The 15,936-nt window shown below is 56.1% G+C and carries 10 protein-coding genes and 3 pseudogenes; 2 read left to right on the plus strand and 11 right to left on the minus strand.

The annotated features are described in order from the left end of the window. Nucleotides 1-7: 7 nt before the first annotated feature. Nucleotides 8-412: pseudogene (locus tag C448_RS05440) on the minus strand (IS6 family transposase); the annotation flags it as partial. A gap of 137 nt (nt 413-549) precedes the next feature. Between C448_RS05440 and C448_RS05445 the strand changes: the two are divergent. Next, a complete protein-coding gene (locus C448_RS05445; RefSeq protein ID WP_049916073.1) occupies nt 550-1,809 on the plus strand; it encodes an ISH3 family transposase in 1,260 nt (419 codons plus the stop codon). 278 nt (nt 1,810-2,087) lie between these two features. Here the strand turns inward: C448_RS05445 and C448_RS17180 are convergent. The 6 genes and pseudogenes from C448_RS17180 to C448_RS05480 form a co-directional block, all read right to left on the minus strand. Beyond that, nucleotides 2,088-2,385: pseudogene (locus C448_RS17180) on the minus strand (IS6 family transposase); the annotation flags it as partial. Nucleotides 2,386-2,539: 154 nt separating this feature from the next. After that, nucleotides 2,540-3,261 (minus strand): annotated as a pseudogene (locus tag C448_RS15395) (transposase). A gap of 106 nt (nt 3,262-3,367) precedes the next feature. Then, on the minus strand, nt 3,368-4,099 hold the full coding sequence (locus tag C448_RS05465) for a sugar phosphate isomerase/epimerase family protein (RefSeq protein WP_049916081.1): 732 nt from the start codon (nt 4,097-4,099) through the stop codon (nt 3,368-3,370). 148 nt (nt 4,100-4,247) lie between these two features. After that, nucleotides 4,248-5,327, minus strand: coding sequence for a Gfo/Idh/MocA family protein (locus C448_RS05470; RefSeq protein WP_049916082.1), 1,080 nt, complete (start codon nt 5,325-5,327; stop codon nt 4,248-4,250). A 546-nt stretch (nt 5,328-5,873) separates the two neighbouring features. After that, a complete protein-coding gene (locus tag C448_RS05475) occupies nt 5,874-6,911 on the minus strand; it encodes a pentapeptide repeat-containing protein (protein ID WP_004052473.1) in 1,038 nt (345 codons plus the stop codon). A gap of 408 nt (nt 6,912-7,319) precedes the next feature. Then, a complete protein-coding gene (locus C448_RS05480; protein ID WP_004052476.1) occupies nt 7,320-8,414 on the minus strand; it encodes an MFS transporter in 1,095 nt (364 codons plus the stop codon). 690 nt (nt 8,415-9,104) lie between these two features. Here C448_RS05480 and C448_RS05485 point away from each other — a divergent pair. Beyond that, nucleotides 9,105-10,337, plus strand: a complete 1,233-nt coding sequence (locus C448_RS05485; RefSeq protein WP_049916083.1) for an MFS transporter — start codon at nt 9,105-9,107, stop codon at nt 10,335-10,337. A 54-nt stretch (nt 10,338-10,391) separates the two neighbouring features. On the opposite strand, the gene C448_RS05490 is transcribed toward C448_RS05485, so the two are convergent. From C448_RS05490 to C448_RS16685, 4 genes are all read right to left on the minus strand, one after another. Further along, complete coding sequence (locus C448_RS05490; RefSeq protein ID WP_004052480.1) at nt 10,392-11,381, minus strand: transcription initiation factor IIB; 990 nt, start codon at nt 11,379-11,381, stop codon at nt 10,392-10,394. Between the two features lie 1,033 nt (nt 11,382-12,414). Then, nucleotides 12,415-13,541, minus strand: a protein-coding gene (locus C448_RS15400) for an IS630 family transposase (protein WP_204365464.1) whose coding sequence is annotated in 2 segments (ribosomal slippage) — nt 12,415-13,118 and nt 13,118-13,541 — 1,128 coding nt in all. Because the reading frame shifts where the segments join, the coding sequence is not laid out codon by codon here. A gap of 71 nt (nt 13,542-13,612) precedes the next feature. Then, nucleotides 13,613-15,184, minus strand: a complete 1,572-nt coding sequence (locus tag C448_RS16680) for a glycoside hydrolase family 3 C-terminal domain-containing protein (RefSeq protein ID WP_275039125.1) — start codon at nt 15,182-15,184, stop codon at nt 13,613-13,615. Continuing rightward, nucleotides 15,072-15,896, minus strand: a complete 825-nt coding sequence (locus C448_RS16685) for a glycoside hydrolase family 3 N-terminal domain-containing protein (protein ID WP_455429049.1) — start codon at nt 15,894-15,896, stop codon at nt 15,072-15,074. Before C448_RS16685 ends, C448_RS16680 begins: the two co-directional genes overlap by 113 nt. Nucleotides 15,897-15,936 lie beyond the last annotated feature (40 nt).

Raw genomic sequence — 15,936 nt, forward strand, 5'->3', positions numbered from 1 at the left:
CACGGCACTAGATTGAACCCTCCTGTTCGAGCGCCTCGATGGGCGGCTGATTCTCCAGCGCTTGGTGGCTCCTGAGGTGATTGTAGTAGGCGGTGTAGGCAGTCAGCCAAGCGCCGAGCGCTGGCTGACTGCCGTTCCATGTCTCGTGGAATCGACCGACGCGCATGGTGTACGTCTGGAATAGTTTCTCGACGATGTTACGCTTGGGGTAGTTGAGGTCGCCGAGAAGGTCGGTTTTGGCCAGCGCCGTCAGATAGCCCATGCCGTCGACGAGGAACTCCGCGTCTCCGACGCGGTGTTCCTCTTTGAGTTCGCGGAGGAACGTCGTTGCGGGCTCGGTGCCACGATTCTGAGAAAGTCGTGCGTGGAGCACGACTTTCGAATCGGCGTCGATGGCGGCGTAGAGCCAGACTCAGTACCTCACAAAGCGGGTTAGGTGAACGGGCTGCTTGGTGGATTGATGGAGGCCAACCAAGCAGCCAGTGAACTCACAGAGGACCNTCAGTACCTCACAAAGCGGGTTAGGTGAACGGGCTGCTTGGTGGATTGATGGAGGCCAACCAAGCAGCCAGTGAACTCACAGAGGACCAGGTGCTTAACTTTCTCGTCAACACGCTCAACGAGGAGATCGATATCGGACTCGGCGAGAACGCCGATATCGACTCCAAGGACATCTGGGACGTCCTCGTCGGCGCAACAGCCGACGGGGACTCGGTCAGTCACCTCTGTGAGATTTCAGAGGACTCACCCCACGGCAATACGATTCTCCATCACCTCCGGACGAAGTTCGAGCTCGCAGAGCTCGAACGAGTCGGCAAGACGCTCATCCAACAGGATACCCTCGAACTCCTTCCGGATCGGCCGGTGGAGGTCGTCGCCGACCTCCACCTCCGTCCGTACTACGGCGAGGAGTACGANCAACAGGATACCCTCGAACTCCTTCCGGATCGGCCGGTGGAGGTCGTCGCCGACCTCCACCTCCGTCCGTACTACGGCGAGGAGTACGACTCCAAGGAAGAACTCTACGAGTCACTCGCCAAAGCTGGAACGACCACGTTCCACGGCTATGCCACACTCTACGCCCGCGTACGCAACAAACGCTACACGCTGGCGGTGCGCCGTCTCACCGACGGCGACACCGCCAGCTCGATCCTCGCGGAACTGCTCGGCGTGCTCAACGGCCTTAACCTTGAAGTCAAGGCCGTCTACCTCGATCGGGAATTCTACGATACGTACTGTCTGACGCTGCTCGCTGCCCACAACTACGCTTTCGTCATGCCGATCGTGAAGTGGGGCGAGAAGATTCAGACCGAACTGAGTGAAGGCTGGAGCCGCGTGATCGACCACGACCTCCGAGGGGAAATCGACGGTCACACGTGGACCGTCGATTTCCCGGTCTACATCGACTGTACGTACCAACAAGGAAAGTACGACGAGGAAGGTGTGGCGCGTCACGGCTACGCCGTTGACGCGCCGTTCATCGACACACCGCGTCAGGCTCGGAAGTACTACAGCCGACGCTTCGGGATCGAATCGACCTACCGGTTGTCCGAACGAAGTATTGCGATGACGACGACACAGAATCCGGCGGTGAGGTTTCTGTACGTGCTGATCAGCTACCTCCTCCAGAATGCGTGGCGGTATCTCCACTGGGAGTACGTGGCGTCGCCGCGCCGAGGCGCGCGACGCCTCTGGCCGTGGCGATTCGATGAATTCCTCGGAATGGTGCGGAGAGCAGCGGAGACGGCGCTCGCGGTGCGTCGCGCCGTCCCCGCAAACAAGCCACCGGACGACCGCTTCGAGCGGTAATCCACCGACCGGGAACGCCTACTCAGCGAGTGGCAACACCGTTGCGTCGGCGGCGTTCCGCCGCCGACTGCGACAGGTTTGATGCTCTCGGTGTCGAACAACCCTCCTCAGCAGTTACTCGGCACCGATTTCTCCACCGAATTCACACTCAGAAGCAGTCAACCGACGAGCTTTGTGAGGTACTGANGAACAACCCTCCTCAGCAGTTACTCGGCACCGATTTCTCCACCGAATTCACACTCAGAAGCAGTCAACCGACGAGCTTTGTGAGGTACTGAGACTTTCTGTTCGTTTTCGATCTGGATCTGCTTTTCGTCGACGGCGACACGATCAGGTTCGGCGGTGAAATTTTGATCGTAGTGCTCGGCGAAGGACTGGTACCAGTGGTGGATGGCGGCTCGGGTTCGGCTGACGCCGAACCACTCGCAGAGATCGCGACACTCCGCCAACGACGCTGCAGCGGCGTGAGCAGAGCACGCCAGCCTGGCTGATCAGGCTGGCGTGCTCATCCGATCCGCGTCCAAAAAACGGTACGTCCGGAAAGCTCGTGACCTCCACTTGGAGTTCTTCGAGCATGGTCTCAACCACCTCGAAGAACTCCGCTTAGTTCAACCTCAATCTAGCAGTGCCCTTTCCACGATTTTCTAATATATTTGTTATGGATTTTTGAGATTCATTCAGAGCCTGAGAGCATAGACAATTTACTCAAAGAGTGGGGTCTAACAGACACCTATAGACATAAATACGGGGAGACATTTGGCGATCCAATGGAATCAAGCGCGGCGAGAACAACGTCGCGAAGTTCGTCGAGTTCCTCGAAAAGCTGATTACCGAGACGTTGGCTGAGTTGATGCCAGCACTCTTCGGCGGAGTTCAGCTCCGGTAAATCCGGCAGGAGGTAACTCAGTTCGAGAAGCGTTCCGTCGGCAAATTCGTGGACCTTCTTCGCCGCAAAATACGGTGCATTGTCCAGCACCACGCAAAGTTTTTCGCCGAACTCGGTCTGGAATGCATCCAGCAACCGAACCGTGAGATTGCTCGTGAAGTTGTCCTTGCACGGAAGATAGAACGTCTCTCCGTCGCCAGTGATACTGCCCAGCAATTTGAGAACCGTCCACGCACGTGCGTCGAGACCAGCTTCTTCAGGTGGTTCGTGGAAGTTATCCACGAACCGCTGATGCTGATTCGGAGAGCTTTGAGGGTCGTCCGGGTCGAGGTTCGTCGTAGACGACGTCCTCGAACGGCTCGTCGATGAGCCGTTCAGGACGGTTGAACCACTTTGAGGCCTTAGGTACTGGAAAATCCATAGAGTTTGGCGGTTTCCGCTTGAGTCAGTTGGTTGATTTCCTTGTAGGTGATCGTCGCCATCAGACGCTGTACGAGATCAGCATCATCGACCTCTGCCAAGTCATGGCGGAGGTCTTCAGCAGAGACGGTTTCGAGAGCCGCCATACCGTCACCGATAACTAAAATTACACGAACTTTTGGCCGTCGGTATAAGCAGAATCTTCATAGAGTCAGTGCCGTACCAAGACAAATACTATTCTCCATATATATCTCACTCCAGTGCCAGAAGGTATTCGGAGCCGTGCTGTAGCGACGCCATCAAATCGTTCGGTTGGTCGTGTTCGTAGATGAGCCACTCGACGCCCGTACGCCGCGCCGCTTCAGCGCACGCTCGGAGATCAACATCACCCTCACCGAGTTCGACCGGTTCTCGACTGTCAGTGCGGACATCTTTGATATGAACAAGTGATACTTGGCTGCCCAGTTCGTCAAGCAGTTCTACTGGGTCGTGTCCAGCAGCAGCAACCCACCCAACGTCGAGTTCGAAATTCACCTGTGTCGTCGTTTCAACAAGTATGTCGAACGCCGTACGTCCATTGAGAGGCACGAATTCGTGGTCGTGATTATGATAGTGTAAGGAGATACCCTCCTCGGATAATCGCTCGCCGAATTTCGAGAGTTCCTCGGCGGTCCGTTCAACGGCGTCGCGCGTTTCAAAGTATGATTCATCGAGATAGGGCACGACGAACGTCCCACAGCCGACCTGCTGGTAGCGCGAAACCGTCTCTTCGACGGACTCGGCGAGTAGATCGGCGTCAACGTGTGCGCCGGCGATATCGAGCCCTGCTTTGTTGAGCGCGTCGTTCACTATAGATGGGTTGGAACTTCCAAGGCCAGCGAACTCAACACCATCGAAGTCCGTCTCCCCGACACGTGCGAGCAATTCAGGGAGACTATCCCCGAGGTCATGCAGCGTATAGAGCTGTATAGCGGTCCGGAACACACTCGCTCGTCGCGTTTCATGAACAAAAAGATGCAGTAGTACTTTGACTAGATTTCTGCCGTCAGGGTACGTGAAACGGAACCTCATACAGCTGGATTTCGTTAGCAAGTCATTCAGGAAAACGAACGTAGCTGCCGGATACAGCCTTCTACTCACCAATTTGTTGAATTTCAACCGCCCGTCCTGCCTCGCTTGATCGTTGGATGGCATCGAGAATTTGCTGGACGGCGAGCGCTTGTTCGGGCGTGTTGCGTTCCGGTTCCTGCCCGGTACGAATGCTCTCGACGAGGGTACGTTGTTCGGCTGCGATAGGGTTCACTTCCTTGGTTTCAATCTCGGTATTCACGAAGTGTGGTGCTCCGACGGAGCGGGCTTCGTGAATCGTGAGTTCCTCACTTCCACGATCGAAAGTCGCTCCTGCCTCTGTCCCTTGAAGCACGAACTCATCGGTCGGTTCACGGTCTGCCGCCCACGCACATTCGAAGGCGATGGTCTGACCGTCCGCACATGTCAACAGTGCCGTTGTCGAATCGTCCACGTCAAATTCTGATGGGCCGACATCTTCTCCCCACATTCCTAGATACGTGTAGTCTTCACGGTCGCCGAACTGGCTGCGCGTCCGCCCGAGAACCTCTTCAACATCCGGGAAGTCGAGGAAATAGAGCGCAAGGTCGATAGCGTGAACGCCGATATCAATGAGCGACCCACCACCCGATGATTCTCTCTGCGTGAACCATGACCCGCGCCCGGGAATACCACGGCGACGGACGTAGTTCGCTTCAACGTGAGTGATATCGCCGAATTTCCCTTCGCGCGCGTAGCCGTTGATGACCTCGACAGGGGGTAGAAAGCGGTTTTTGAACCCTACCATGCAGATACTCGACGCATCGCTTGCAGCAGCAGAAATACGTTCTGCGCTTTCAAGGGTGTGGGCAAGCGGTTTTTCAATGAGTACATCGAGACCCACCTCAAAAGCCTGTGTTGCGTACTCCTCGTGGAACGAATTCGGTGTCGTGATGATGATCCCATCAATGCCTGCGTCGACTAACTGATTAAGATTCTCGTACGCCGAACACTCAAAAGTCGTCTCGAATTCCTTACGCGCAGTCGCATTAATATCGACCCCACCAACGAGTTCTGCATCAACGTCAGCCATGCATGTCGCATGAACTGATCCCCAACTTCCGAGACCAACGATACCTAATCGAACTGGTGTCATCGAATCCATCGTTAATGTTGGCACGCTAGAGTAGTATGATAGCTTCGCTATCATCCGCCGCTCGGCCTCGCATTCTCGTTCTTCCTCTGAGTGGTCGTCGCAGTCACCAACCATGAACGAGGAGACAATCGAGCCGCAAGATTCTCATGACATGAGACGAATTCTATGACACGTTCTTATCAGCAAACGAGGTAGAAGCAACGCCCTGCGCTTAATTCGAATCGTTACAGACAGTCCAGCAATTCCGGATTTACTCGTGCTTAGCTCTCTAATCCCGAGTAGATTTTCCGAAATCCCCGGCTCTCGCTCCCAACAGAGTGCTGCCGAGACAGTCGACACGCCGGACTACCGATCAGTTCACAATCAGACGTACAATCCAGACGATAGGAATGGCCAGGATCGCTAGTCCAGTGACGAGGACGATTGCGATGATGATCTTCTCACCACGGCTGGCATCGACCCAGATTGACTACCACATATCGTCAATTGCTGTCGCGGTTCGCTGTATGAGTCCAGCCATACAAGATCTATCTGTAGTGTGATCACCCTGCCTCGTCACCGAACTCGCTGAGTGAGCACGAACAGCAATAGCGCCAACAATAACGATCCGAGAAGCGACTCAATACCGGCGATCGCCCGCGCAACTGCACCAATTGGTTGTATATCGCCGTAGCTGAGCGTTGCAAACGTGACAACGCTGAAGTACAGACCTTGATAGAACACGCGTGCCAGCTGTCCGGGTGTGGCTGCAAGAATATCCATAACCGGCTGTTCGAATGCATAGGTTCCCGAGCCTGTGCGCAACCCACCAGTCAGCGGATATAAAATCCCACAACAGCCCATTACCACGGCCGAACTCGTGATTACCCGTGTAGGGCTGGTCCCATAGCGCATCACCCAGCGCGACCCTTCGAGTTTAAGCGCACGAAGGTACTCACCGCGCGCCCACGCGGCCCGCCGTCGGGTGTTTTTCTCACCCAGATAACATACTCGTGCACGGCGTGGCAGCGCGTCCTGTTTGAACAGACGGCGTAGCTCCCGGTAGGTCCAACTCGCCGCTTCGAGCGTTGCCGCCCGCGATTCACGATCGTCGGCATCGTCGACGAAATCCTCATAGACCATCTGATCACCGAAATTACTGGCACGGTTGAGGCGGACATCGGTAAATCCGGTACGGTAGAGCTTTGCCCTGTTGAGACTCGCATCGCGGAGGTCGGCGTTCTCGAACGTCGCACCCTCAACATCAGCCTTGTCGAAGCACGTTCGTCGAGCATCGACTCGATCAAACGTTGCCCGCCGGAGATCCGTGCTGGAAAGGTCCGCTCCCCGAAGGGTTGCGCCGGTGAAATCTGCACCGACGAGACTCCGCTCGCGCAACCACGACGTGTCCACCAGATCTGCTCCACGAAAATCAGCGCCGTCAAGACGGCCACCGGGATCGTGACGGTCATCGAACGCTTCGGCAGTTTTCGGGGTGTTATCGTGCCAAAAGCAATTTTCACCGCTCTCGTTGACCGGTCGCCAACAGCACGCCTTTCCCCGATCCGTGAGCAGTTCCACGTCCTCGACATAGCCACATCGTGTCTCGGACATCGTTCGGAATAGAACGGAGAGTCATTATAGGTCTTTTAGCCGGCCGGCCAATCCAATCATCTTCGAACTCAACCAAATTGGTTCCCAGCTGCTGTTTTAGGAATCGGCTGCGGTCAGCTGACTTAATCTTTCAATGTGAGACGATATCGGGAGGCGGGGATCAGGTATCGCACTCCGAATGCGATTGTCAAGGCGATATGATAGTGGAGGTGTTAACACCACGCCTACGAACAGGACAGATGAGGCATGGATGAACATTCACATTTCATAAAATAATAACTCGGTAGAATCGGTCTTCAGCATCATGGTGACAGAGATACCCGCGTTGTTTGAACGGACCTTTATGCGGATGGTAGCCGGTAGGCGAGAGACCGACGCACCTCTACAGGCGGCCGAATCCGACCCGCTCTACTCTGTTTCGCTGGGGAGTCGGAGAGTGAGCAACGTGACAAGCGCCATGAGAAGCGCCAACGAGAGATAGCCCTCATCGAAGAAACCACGCTCGGCGACCGCGCCGAAGAGCACCGGACCCGTCGAGGCCAACAGAGAAGCAATCGACCGGACGGCTCCCAGTCCAGTACCCTCAATCTCCGGTGGAATCGTCTCCGAAAGGTACGACTGAGTGATTGCACCCGAGCCGAGCATCGAACTGATCAGAACCGTATCCCCTGCGAGCAACCAGAATCCGTTGAGAAACGGCAGCAGGGCAAATCCAATGATGGCTCCACCGAGTACGAGTGGCAGCGAACGCCGAATACCGATCACGTCGTATGCAACACCAGCAAGCGGCTTGGCAGCGATGCCGAACGCGAAAAACAGACTGAACAATGCGCTTGCTGCCGTTGAGGAAAATCCCTTGTCGTGGATCAGATACGTGGGATAAAACGCCGAGAACGTCTGTAATACGCCGATATACAGAAACAGAATAATCGCCATGACCACCAACGTTGGATGGTAAAGTTCCCGGAAAACAGTCCTTGCCCGCTGGAGAGACAGCTCCGTGCGTGCTGTGTCCGACGAGACGGTTGGTGGAAGAACTCGCCAGACAGCGATCGCAACAACCACGAGGAGTGGCACGACAAAGACGAGACCCACCTGCCACGTGAGACCGATGAGGACGCCAGCAATCAACGGCAGGACTGTCTGACCAGTGTCACCCGCTGCCATCGTTATTCCCAGCACACGACCGATGCGATCGGGGTAGAGGTCCGAAAGAGCAGTGATCCGTGCAACCGGGTACAAAGACAGTCCGACGCCGATCAATCCGGTTGCAGCGAACAGACTCCACGTCGTCGAAGTAAGAACCACCAACGACACGGCAACAGTGACGATCACCAATCCCGTTGTCAATATCGTCCGCTCGCCGTACCGGTCAGCGAGAACACCGCTTGGTACCTGACCGATGGCGTAGGTGACCCAGATGAGCGTTACTAACAGCCCAGCAGTAGTGAGCGTGAGACCGAAACTCTCGCTCAACGATGGTAACAACACCGGATAAATCATCCGAGTTCCGTTTAGAAGGCCCCATCCGAGGGCAATCGCGATCAGTTTCTTTCCTTTTCCATCAGCCCATAGTGCGCCTAATTCCTGTTGTAGAGAAGGCAGCGTATCCATCAACTCCAGTTGCTCGCTTGTAGCCAACCTGGTTGCAAAACGCTTGCAGTGCCAGCACAAAAATCCGGTTGTCATATCGCCCTGGTCAATGTGGTCAGTAGTGAGATGAGAAAGGTGTCGGGAGTTTTGTATAATTAGGTAAAAACAGTCGTCCACGAATTGAGGGAAAGGAAGAGAGACTGAGCACTATCTCGTCGGAAGACACTCCTAGCGAGAGTGGCTCTTGGCGGCGACGAGTAACTCGGTGAAAACACCTGGCGCAATCTCAGAAACGTAGGAATGAGGACCGACCATGATGCCCTTCCCACGCTCTCCCGGTATGATAGCGAGGTGGCTGTACCGGGATTTGCTCAACGACGGCAAAGTATCAAAAAGTTCCGCCCGACGAATCCGCTACTATGTTCTGGGCCTCGTCTTCTCAGAAGAATGAGGTTAGGGAACATATAACAATCAATTCTTCCCTATGTCTCCCGAATTAGCGAAGACCTTACAGAGTCACCAAGAGACGTTGTTTTCTCAGAATACCATACCGCAACCATCGGCTTCATGAATCAGAGGTCCCAACGATTAATGGACAGTATGGACCACAACGACCGAGCGATCACCAGTCTCGTGGTGCTTTCGCACTCGTTGGTGCACACCTACGAGTTCGCCATCCCGATTTTCATTCCGGTCTGGCTTGCACAGTTCGACGCGACGGCGGCGTTCGTAGGCGGCACTGTCACCGTCGGTCTCGCACTGTATGGCATTGGCTCGCTTCCCTCGGGAATCCTCGCTGACCGCGTTGGCTCACAGCCGCTGTTGGTCGGCTGTCTTGTCGGTATGGGAATCGCTTTCGTCGGGGTTAGTGCTGCGCCGAATCTACCCGTGCTGGCAGTCGTGCTCGCTATCTGGGGAGCCGCGGCAAGCGTCCACCATCCAGCAGGATTGACACTCATTACGAAAGGGGCGAACACCCGCGGCGACGTTTTTGCCTATCACGGAATGTCAGGGAACATCGGCACCGCCGTCGGTCCGCTGCTGGCAACGCTCCTCCTGGTTGTATTCCGTGACCAGTGGCGGCTTGTGGCGCTCGTACTGGCACTGCCAGCGCTCGCGGGAGCCATACTCGCCGCACGTATCGATATCGATGAGACTGCAGCCGTCGGTGCGGTGACCGATGGCGGGCAGGTTGACACGGGCGTGGAATCGATGGATGAGTTCATTGAAACATCGAAGCTTCTGTTTGCGAGCGCGTTCGTCATCGTGTTTGGAATGGTAATGAGCTACGGACTCTACTATCGTGGCTCGCTCACATTCCTCCCGGAGCTATTCGCCGGATTCAGTGCAATTCAGCCGATTCAGGCCTTCGGAGCGACGTTCGAACCAGGAAATTACGTCTTCGCTGGCCTGCTCGCTATGGGAATACTCGGCCAGTACATCGGCGGGAAACTCACTGATCGGGTTCCTGTTGAGGTCGGTCTCATCACCGGCTTTATCGCGCTGGCGTTGCTCGCTATTGGCTATCTGCCTGCAGCGAACGCCGGCCTCGGGCCGTTTCTCGTGCTTTCTGCCGTATTCGGGTTCGTTCTTTTCTATATCCAGCCATTCTATCAGGCGTCGGTCGCCGAATACACCCCACCAGCGGCCCGTGGTCTCTCGTATGGATTCACCTATCTTGGCGACTTCGGCGTCGGGGCACTCGCCGCCTCGCTCGCCGGAGCGGTTCTCACCTACTTCTCACCGCTGGTTCTATTCGCGTTGCTGGCCGTCTTCGCCGTTCTCGGCGGCGGATTCAGCGCGTATCTGTTCATGCGGGCCAGTCCTGAATGACTCGTATTTCAGATTTCGGAGCCACACAAACCTCCCTGTCACCATCAAGTTGGCTCATGGGACTTGTAGATCTTCGCCGATTTCGAGCAGGTCTGGGTATCGCTTGCGGATGGTGGGTTTCGAGATATCGGCCACTTCGCCAACGGCTTCCTGAGTGGCTTTCTCGTTCGTGAGCAATGCTCCAGCGTAGACCGCAGCAGCTGCAAGCCCGACAGGATTCTTCCCACTCAGATAGCGTTCCTCAGTTTCGATCACTGTTGTGAGCAGGTCGCGGCTCCGTTGCTCGGCTTCCTCGGAGAGATCGAGGTCCGAGACCAATCGAGGAATGTAGTCCAACGGGTCCGCAGGCTCGATTTCGAGTCCTAACTCGCGGATGAGGTGGCGATACGTTCGTGTGATCCGGAGCTGTTCGATACGAGAGACAGCAGCGACTTCATCGAGTGATCGGGGGATACCAGCCTGTCGCGCGGCGGCGTACACCGCAGCAGTGCTCATCCCTTCGATCGACCGCCCACGAAGCAAGTCCTCATCAAGTGCCCGGCGATAGATCACGCTCGCAGTTTCACGGGTCGATTGTGGCAGACCAAGAGCGCTCGCCATCCGCCCGATTTCGCCGAGGGCGTGCTTGAGATTGCGCTCTTGGGGGTTGGTGGTCTGCGAGCGGGTATGCCACGTCCGAAGCCGGTTCACCTTCTGGCGCTGCCGGCTTGACAGGCTGTTGCCATAGGCGTCCTCGTTGCGCCAGTCGATTTCGGTCGAAACGCCCTCGTCGTGGAGCATCTTCGTTGTGGGTGAGCCGACGCGCGAGCGCTGGTCGCGTTCGTCGGCCGTATGAGCGCGCCACTCGGGACCGTGATCGATCTCGTTCTCGTCGACGATGAAGCCACACTCGACACAGGCGGTCTCGCCGTGCTTGTGATCGTGTTCGAGACGACCATCACACTCCGGGCAGACGGTGAGTGTCTGCCCGGTGGTGCGTTCGGTCTCGGTTGCGTCCGTACTGTCTTCGCTCACCTCGCGTTCGGTTTGTGTGGTGTCGACCATGGGGTGCTCTCCAGGAGATCGAAGTTGCCGTTTGATGGATTGTTCGTCCATTGATATAAAACACGGTGTGGCATGGCCGGCAGCGGTCTGGTACGTCTCGCTGGTGAGTCAGCACTTCTGGAACTGTGGTCTGTCGGTGCGTTCGCTGCGCAGTGGTGTCGCCTTTGCGTGGACAACCCCGACATCTAAACACCAGAAACCCAACCAAAGCAGGGGAAATCGACGCGAGAGCGGCTGTACGTTGGTCGGGGTGTCTCTTCATGTCGGAGTTTTCTCAACTTCTGACGAGTTCTATTCCTTTTCCCCAGGGAGAGGGTGCAGAAGACCATACCAGAGCCGATATCCAATCGTCCCGACGACTGTTCCGATGCTGTAGTTATATTGAAATGCGTCTGGATCGGAAGCCCAACGCTGGATGAGAGTGTTTTGGAGTTTCCAACGAAGCGTGAAGAGGAGACGTCGCCGCCAATTTGTCTGAATGCCGCATACGTCATGATCAGAGAGCCAATGTCCGATGGCGCTGCTCACGGCTCCAGTGGTTAGGGCACTTGGTGATACTGGATGCGGCTCGGCTCCACCCACCTCGTCAGCGTGATCGAATTGGAACTTCCAGAAGCGGATAAGGGCGGGCAGTAGTAGCGTGCTTATGACGAGTTCTGCGAGAGCACGGGTTCGTCGCTTGACCATGTTTTGATTTGACGTGAGGCGACAACTTATATCGGGTGGCAGTGTCGGAGGTCGTCCTCCTAACACCGGCGGATTTTCACTCCGGCCGCGAAGTGTTGCCGTGCCAGCACACGAAACGCCACTCTGTAACGAAGGGAATGCCTGACAGGGAGAATGCTCCAGCGTGATCGGCGGGACAACACCCCGGTATCGATATGTAGAAATCAAGGAGATCTACTTCAGTCATACCAATCTCTTCGGCTTCGCTCTTACTGGTTTGACGGTCTACCCCGCCACCCCCATTCAACACAGCATTTCTAGGCTGTAATCAACCGATCAGGAGCCGCCAGTGACTACTAGTGCTTTGTCAGCCATCAAATGATGGGTAAAGTCGCTTCAGCTTGATACGAGCATCGTCAGTTGTAAATCGCCAGTCTATGTCCGTTTCACCGCTGTTGCGTTCCTTTTTCCACGCGGCGACCTCCTGACGGAGTGTCGCCCCGTCCGGGATGCGGCGGTCGAGACACTGCTGTTTCAGTATGTTAAGCCCGATTTCCGCCATGTTAAGCCAACTTCCATGGACTGGCGTGAAATGAAATTCAAGCTTATCGAGTAACCGGCGTGCTTCAGCTGCTTCGAAATATTCGTAGAAGGCGGCTGGGTTGTGCGTATTGAGATTGTCCAGCACCACCCGGATGCACTCCGCATCCGGGTAGTGCTGATCGACAAGATGCTGGATGAAATGCACCCAATCTTCGGTGGTTCGTCGGTCTTTGACCCTCACCGTTCGCCAGCCGGCGAGCGGTTCGGATGCCAAAAACAGATTCTTGGTCCCGTTGCGCTCGTATTGATAATCCTCACGAGCAACCGTGCCCGGCTCGGCCGGGCGCGGTTGCTTGACTTGCTTGGTCAGTTGAATCGGATGCTCGTCAAAACAGACGACAGGCTGTTCTGGATCATATGGTTCGCGGTAGAGCGAAAGGACATCTTCCATGTGGTAAATGAATTCGGTATCCTGGTCCGGCGGAATCACCCATTGCTTGGATCGATGAGGCTGTAACTCGTTTTTTTGAGGACTTCGTGGACGGTTTGGTGAGAGAGCGATTCGTGGTCGATCTCGCCGAGAGTAACGAGTTCGTCGGCGAGAAGACGCAGGGTCCAGCGAGCGCGCCCTTCGGGCGGCTCGCTGTTGGCGAGAGCGATTAGATGTGCTTCGTCCTCACCGTCGAGTTTGCGTTCGTACTCACGGTCGGGATCGCGGCGTTGGATCGCCGTGATCCCATTTTCGGTAAATCGTTCGCGCATACGCTTGACTGTGGAAACGCCACAGTCAAGCGCCTCGCTGATGTCCTTATCAGTCCAATTATCGTCCACCTTTAGCAATATACGTGCTCTGGTGACTTTTTGGATTCTGTGTACGCCACTTGAAATCAAGCTCTCAAGCTCGTCTCGTTGTTCTTCAGTTAGATCAACCGTATACTTCTTGCGCGACATGGGTATGACTGCACGAAAGATCTCCAGCCAGATAAAACCAATCAAATCACAAATTACAGAGCACTAGTGTATCACCGGTCGGGGATTGGTTGGTCGTCAGTGATGGTCGCAGTGTTCCGAATGGACAGCGTGGTTGTCAGTTCGTCATTGTCGGAAGATTGTAGCGTCGTCCGGTCGTTGATGGAAAGTTCGTACTCGCCGGCTTCTATGGCTTTTCCCTGCAAACCGGGGACCTCACCGGGAACCACCGCGATCGACGAGAGGGCCGCTTCGATTTCGGCCGTCGTGGATTCGCCGGGGTCGAGGGCCACCCGCTCGTACCCCATCAGCCGTCGATTGGGTTGGAGTACCGAGCCATAGGACTGGGTGTTGTACACCTCCACGATGTGTCCGCCGTGTCTGTCACCGGTGTTCGTGACATCGATGCTGACCGTGACCGTGGACGCTTCTTCAGGGTCTGATACAGAACTCGGCGAAATCGAGAGGTTCGCATACTCGAAATCAGTGTATGACAGCCCGTGGCCGAAGGCGTACAGCGGGTCCTGATCGTCAAGTGGCGGATACTGATTGTAGTGGTTCGGCACCTTCCCGACGCTTCGGGGCCAATTAAACGCGAGTTTTCCGGCGGGATTGTAGTCTCCGAACAGCGTATCCACAACTGCCTGGCCACCGTCGCTGCCGGGTTGGCCAGCGAACAGCACGGCATCGAGCATGTCGAATGTTGCCGCCGTTCCTCGAGGACTGCCAGCGAGCACGACGCCGACGATCGGCGTGTCGGACGCTTCCTCGTTGATTGTTGCTACGAGGTCCTTCTGTGCAGAGTCGAGAGCAAGTTCGTCGCGGTCGCCGAAGCCCTCGTTGTGGGGACCTTCACCGAGCACGACCACGACGGCATCGGCGCTGTTCGCGGCGTCACGAACATCGGCTTCCTGCTCGTCGGTAAATCCGAAATTACCGTTAGCATCCGAGGTATCAGGATTGAACGGCTGTGCCTGAAAGTCGGTTCGCACGTGGATGAGCGTGCCATGAACAGTGTCGTCCATCGCGTCGGCGATGGTCTCGCCACGCGGGCGTGGCCCATCCTCAGTCGGGGCACCGCTCTGGATGCCCTGCCAACCGAGTGTCCACCCGCCGTACTGCATCAGAAATCGATTGTTCACGTCGAGTTCTGGGTCGTATCCAGGACCAGTCAGCAGGAGATCTTCATTGTCATCAAGCGGAAGGACGGGATCCCCGTCCTCGTTCAGCGGGTCGTTCTTCAGCAATACCATCGACTCCTTTGCGAGCTGTTCCGAGACGTCCTGTGCCTCGCCGAGAATATCGTCTATCTTTGATTCGTCGACTGTCGGATTCTCAAACAGGCCAAGTTTGCCCTTGAGTTCGAGAATTCGTCGGACGGACTCGTTGATGCGTTCCATCGGCACCTCGCCGTCCTCCACTAGACTCACGAGCGTCTCAATGTACGTCACCGGGCCGTTCGAACTGGCTCCGTTGCCGATCATGTACATATCAACACCAGCGTTGATCCCCTCACGTACCGCCGCTCGGAAGTTCGGTACGTAGTCGTGGTTGACAATAAGCCGGTTGAAGTCGTTGTAATCCGAAATTACGACACCATCGAAGCCGTACTGCCGACGTAGCACCGTTTGGAGCAACCAACTGGAGGCGTGGGCGGGCTTTCCGTTGATNCTCATCGAGCGCCATCCGGTGGGGTGGCAACAGATTCGTCCGGAAGTCACGCATCGATGTTCGGGCATGCGCGCGGTCGTTGCCATTGTCGGGGATCGAGTAGCCCGCGAAGTGTTTGTCAGTCGAACACACCCGGTCGTTACTTTCAATTCCTCTGACGCGGGCTTTCGCGATGTCGCCCTGTAACAGAGGATCCTCTGAGACACCCTCGAAGAAGCGTCCCCATCGTGGGTCGCGCATGAGTTCGTTCGTCGGCGCGAATGTCCAATGTGCGCCCATCGCCGCCGTCGAATCTGCGGTGTGGGCCGCTGCGCGTTCGAGGAGCGGAGGATTCCGAGTTGAGCCCATGTTGATGCGCTGTGGGAACACGGTTGTCCCAGCTATCAGGCCATTACCGTGTACCGCATCCGCTCCCCAGAGGAACGGAATTTCATTACTCGCGTTGTCGAGGTTGTACTCCTGGAGTGCGTTGGCATCCGCAACGACCTCCTCGGGATCGGCACTTGGAGCTGTCCCCCCACCCGTGAGAATTGACCCTAGTTCGAGCTCGGAGAAATACTCGCCAAGTGTGTCGACGCCGAATCGGTCCGGAATCGAATCAGATTCGGGGTCGAACGTGCCGACATCCACCTGTGTCATCTGAGCGACCTTCTGTTTGAGGGTCATTTCGTTGATGGTGTCTTCGATGTCAATGCCCCATCCGTTC

It is taken from the genome of Halococcus morrhuae DSM 1307, assembly GCF_000336695.1.
Lineage (GTDB): Archaea > Halobacteriota > Halobacteria > Halobacteriales > Halococcaceae > Halococcus > Halococcus morrhuae.

What these genes read in the sequence shown, in the direction of transcription:
- C448_RS05470 (WP_049916082.1), bottom strand. Translation starts at nt 5,327, where the DNA reads ATGGATTCGATGACACCAGTTCGATTAGGTATCGTTGGTCTCGGAAGT.
- C448_RS05475 (WP_004052473.1), bottom strand. Translation starts at nt 6,911, where the DNA reads ATGTCCGAGACACGATGTGGCTATGTCGAGGACGTGGAACTGCTCACG.
- C448_RS05480 (WP_004052476.1), bottom strand. Translation starts at nt 8,414, where the DNA reads ATGATTTATCCGGTGTTGTTACCATCGTTGAGCGAGAGTTTCGGTCTC.
- C448_RS05485 (WP_049916083.1), top strand. Translation starts at nt 9,105, where the DNA reads ATGGACCACAACGACCGAGCGATCACCAGTCTCGTGGTGCTTTCGCAC.
- C448_RS05490 (WP_004052480.1), bottom strand. Translation starts at nt 11,381, where the DNA reads ATGGTCGACACCACACAAACCGAACGCGAGGTGAGCGAAGACAGTACG.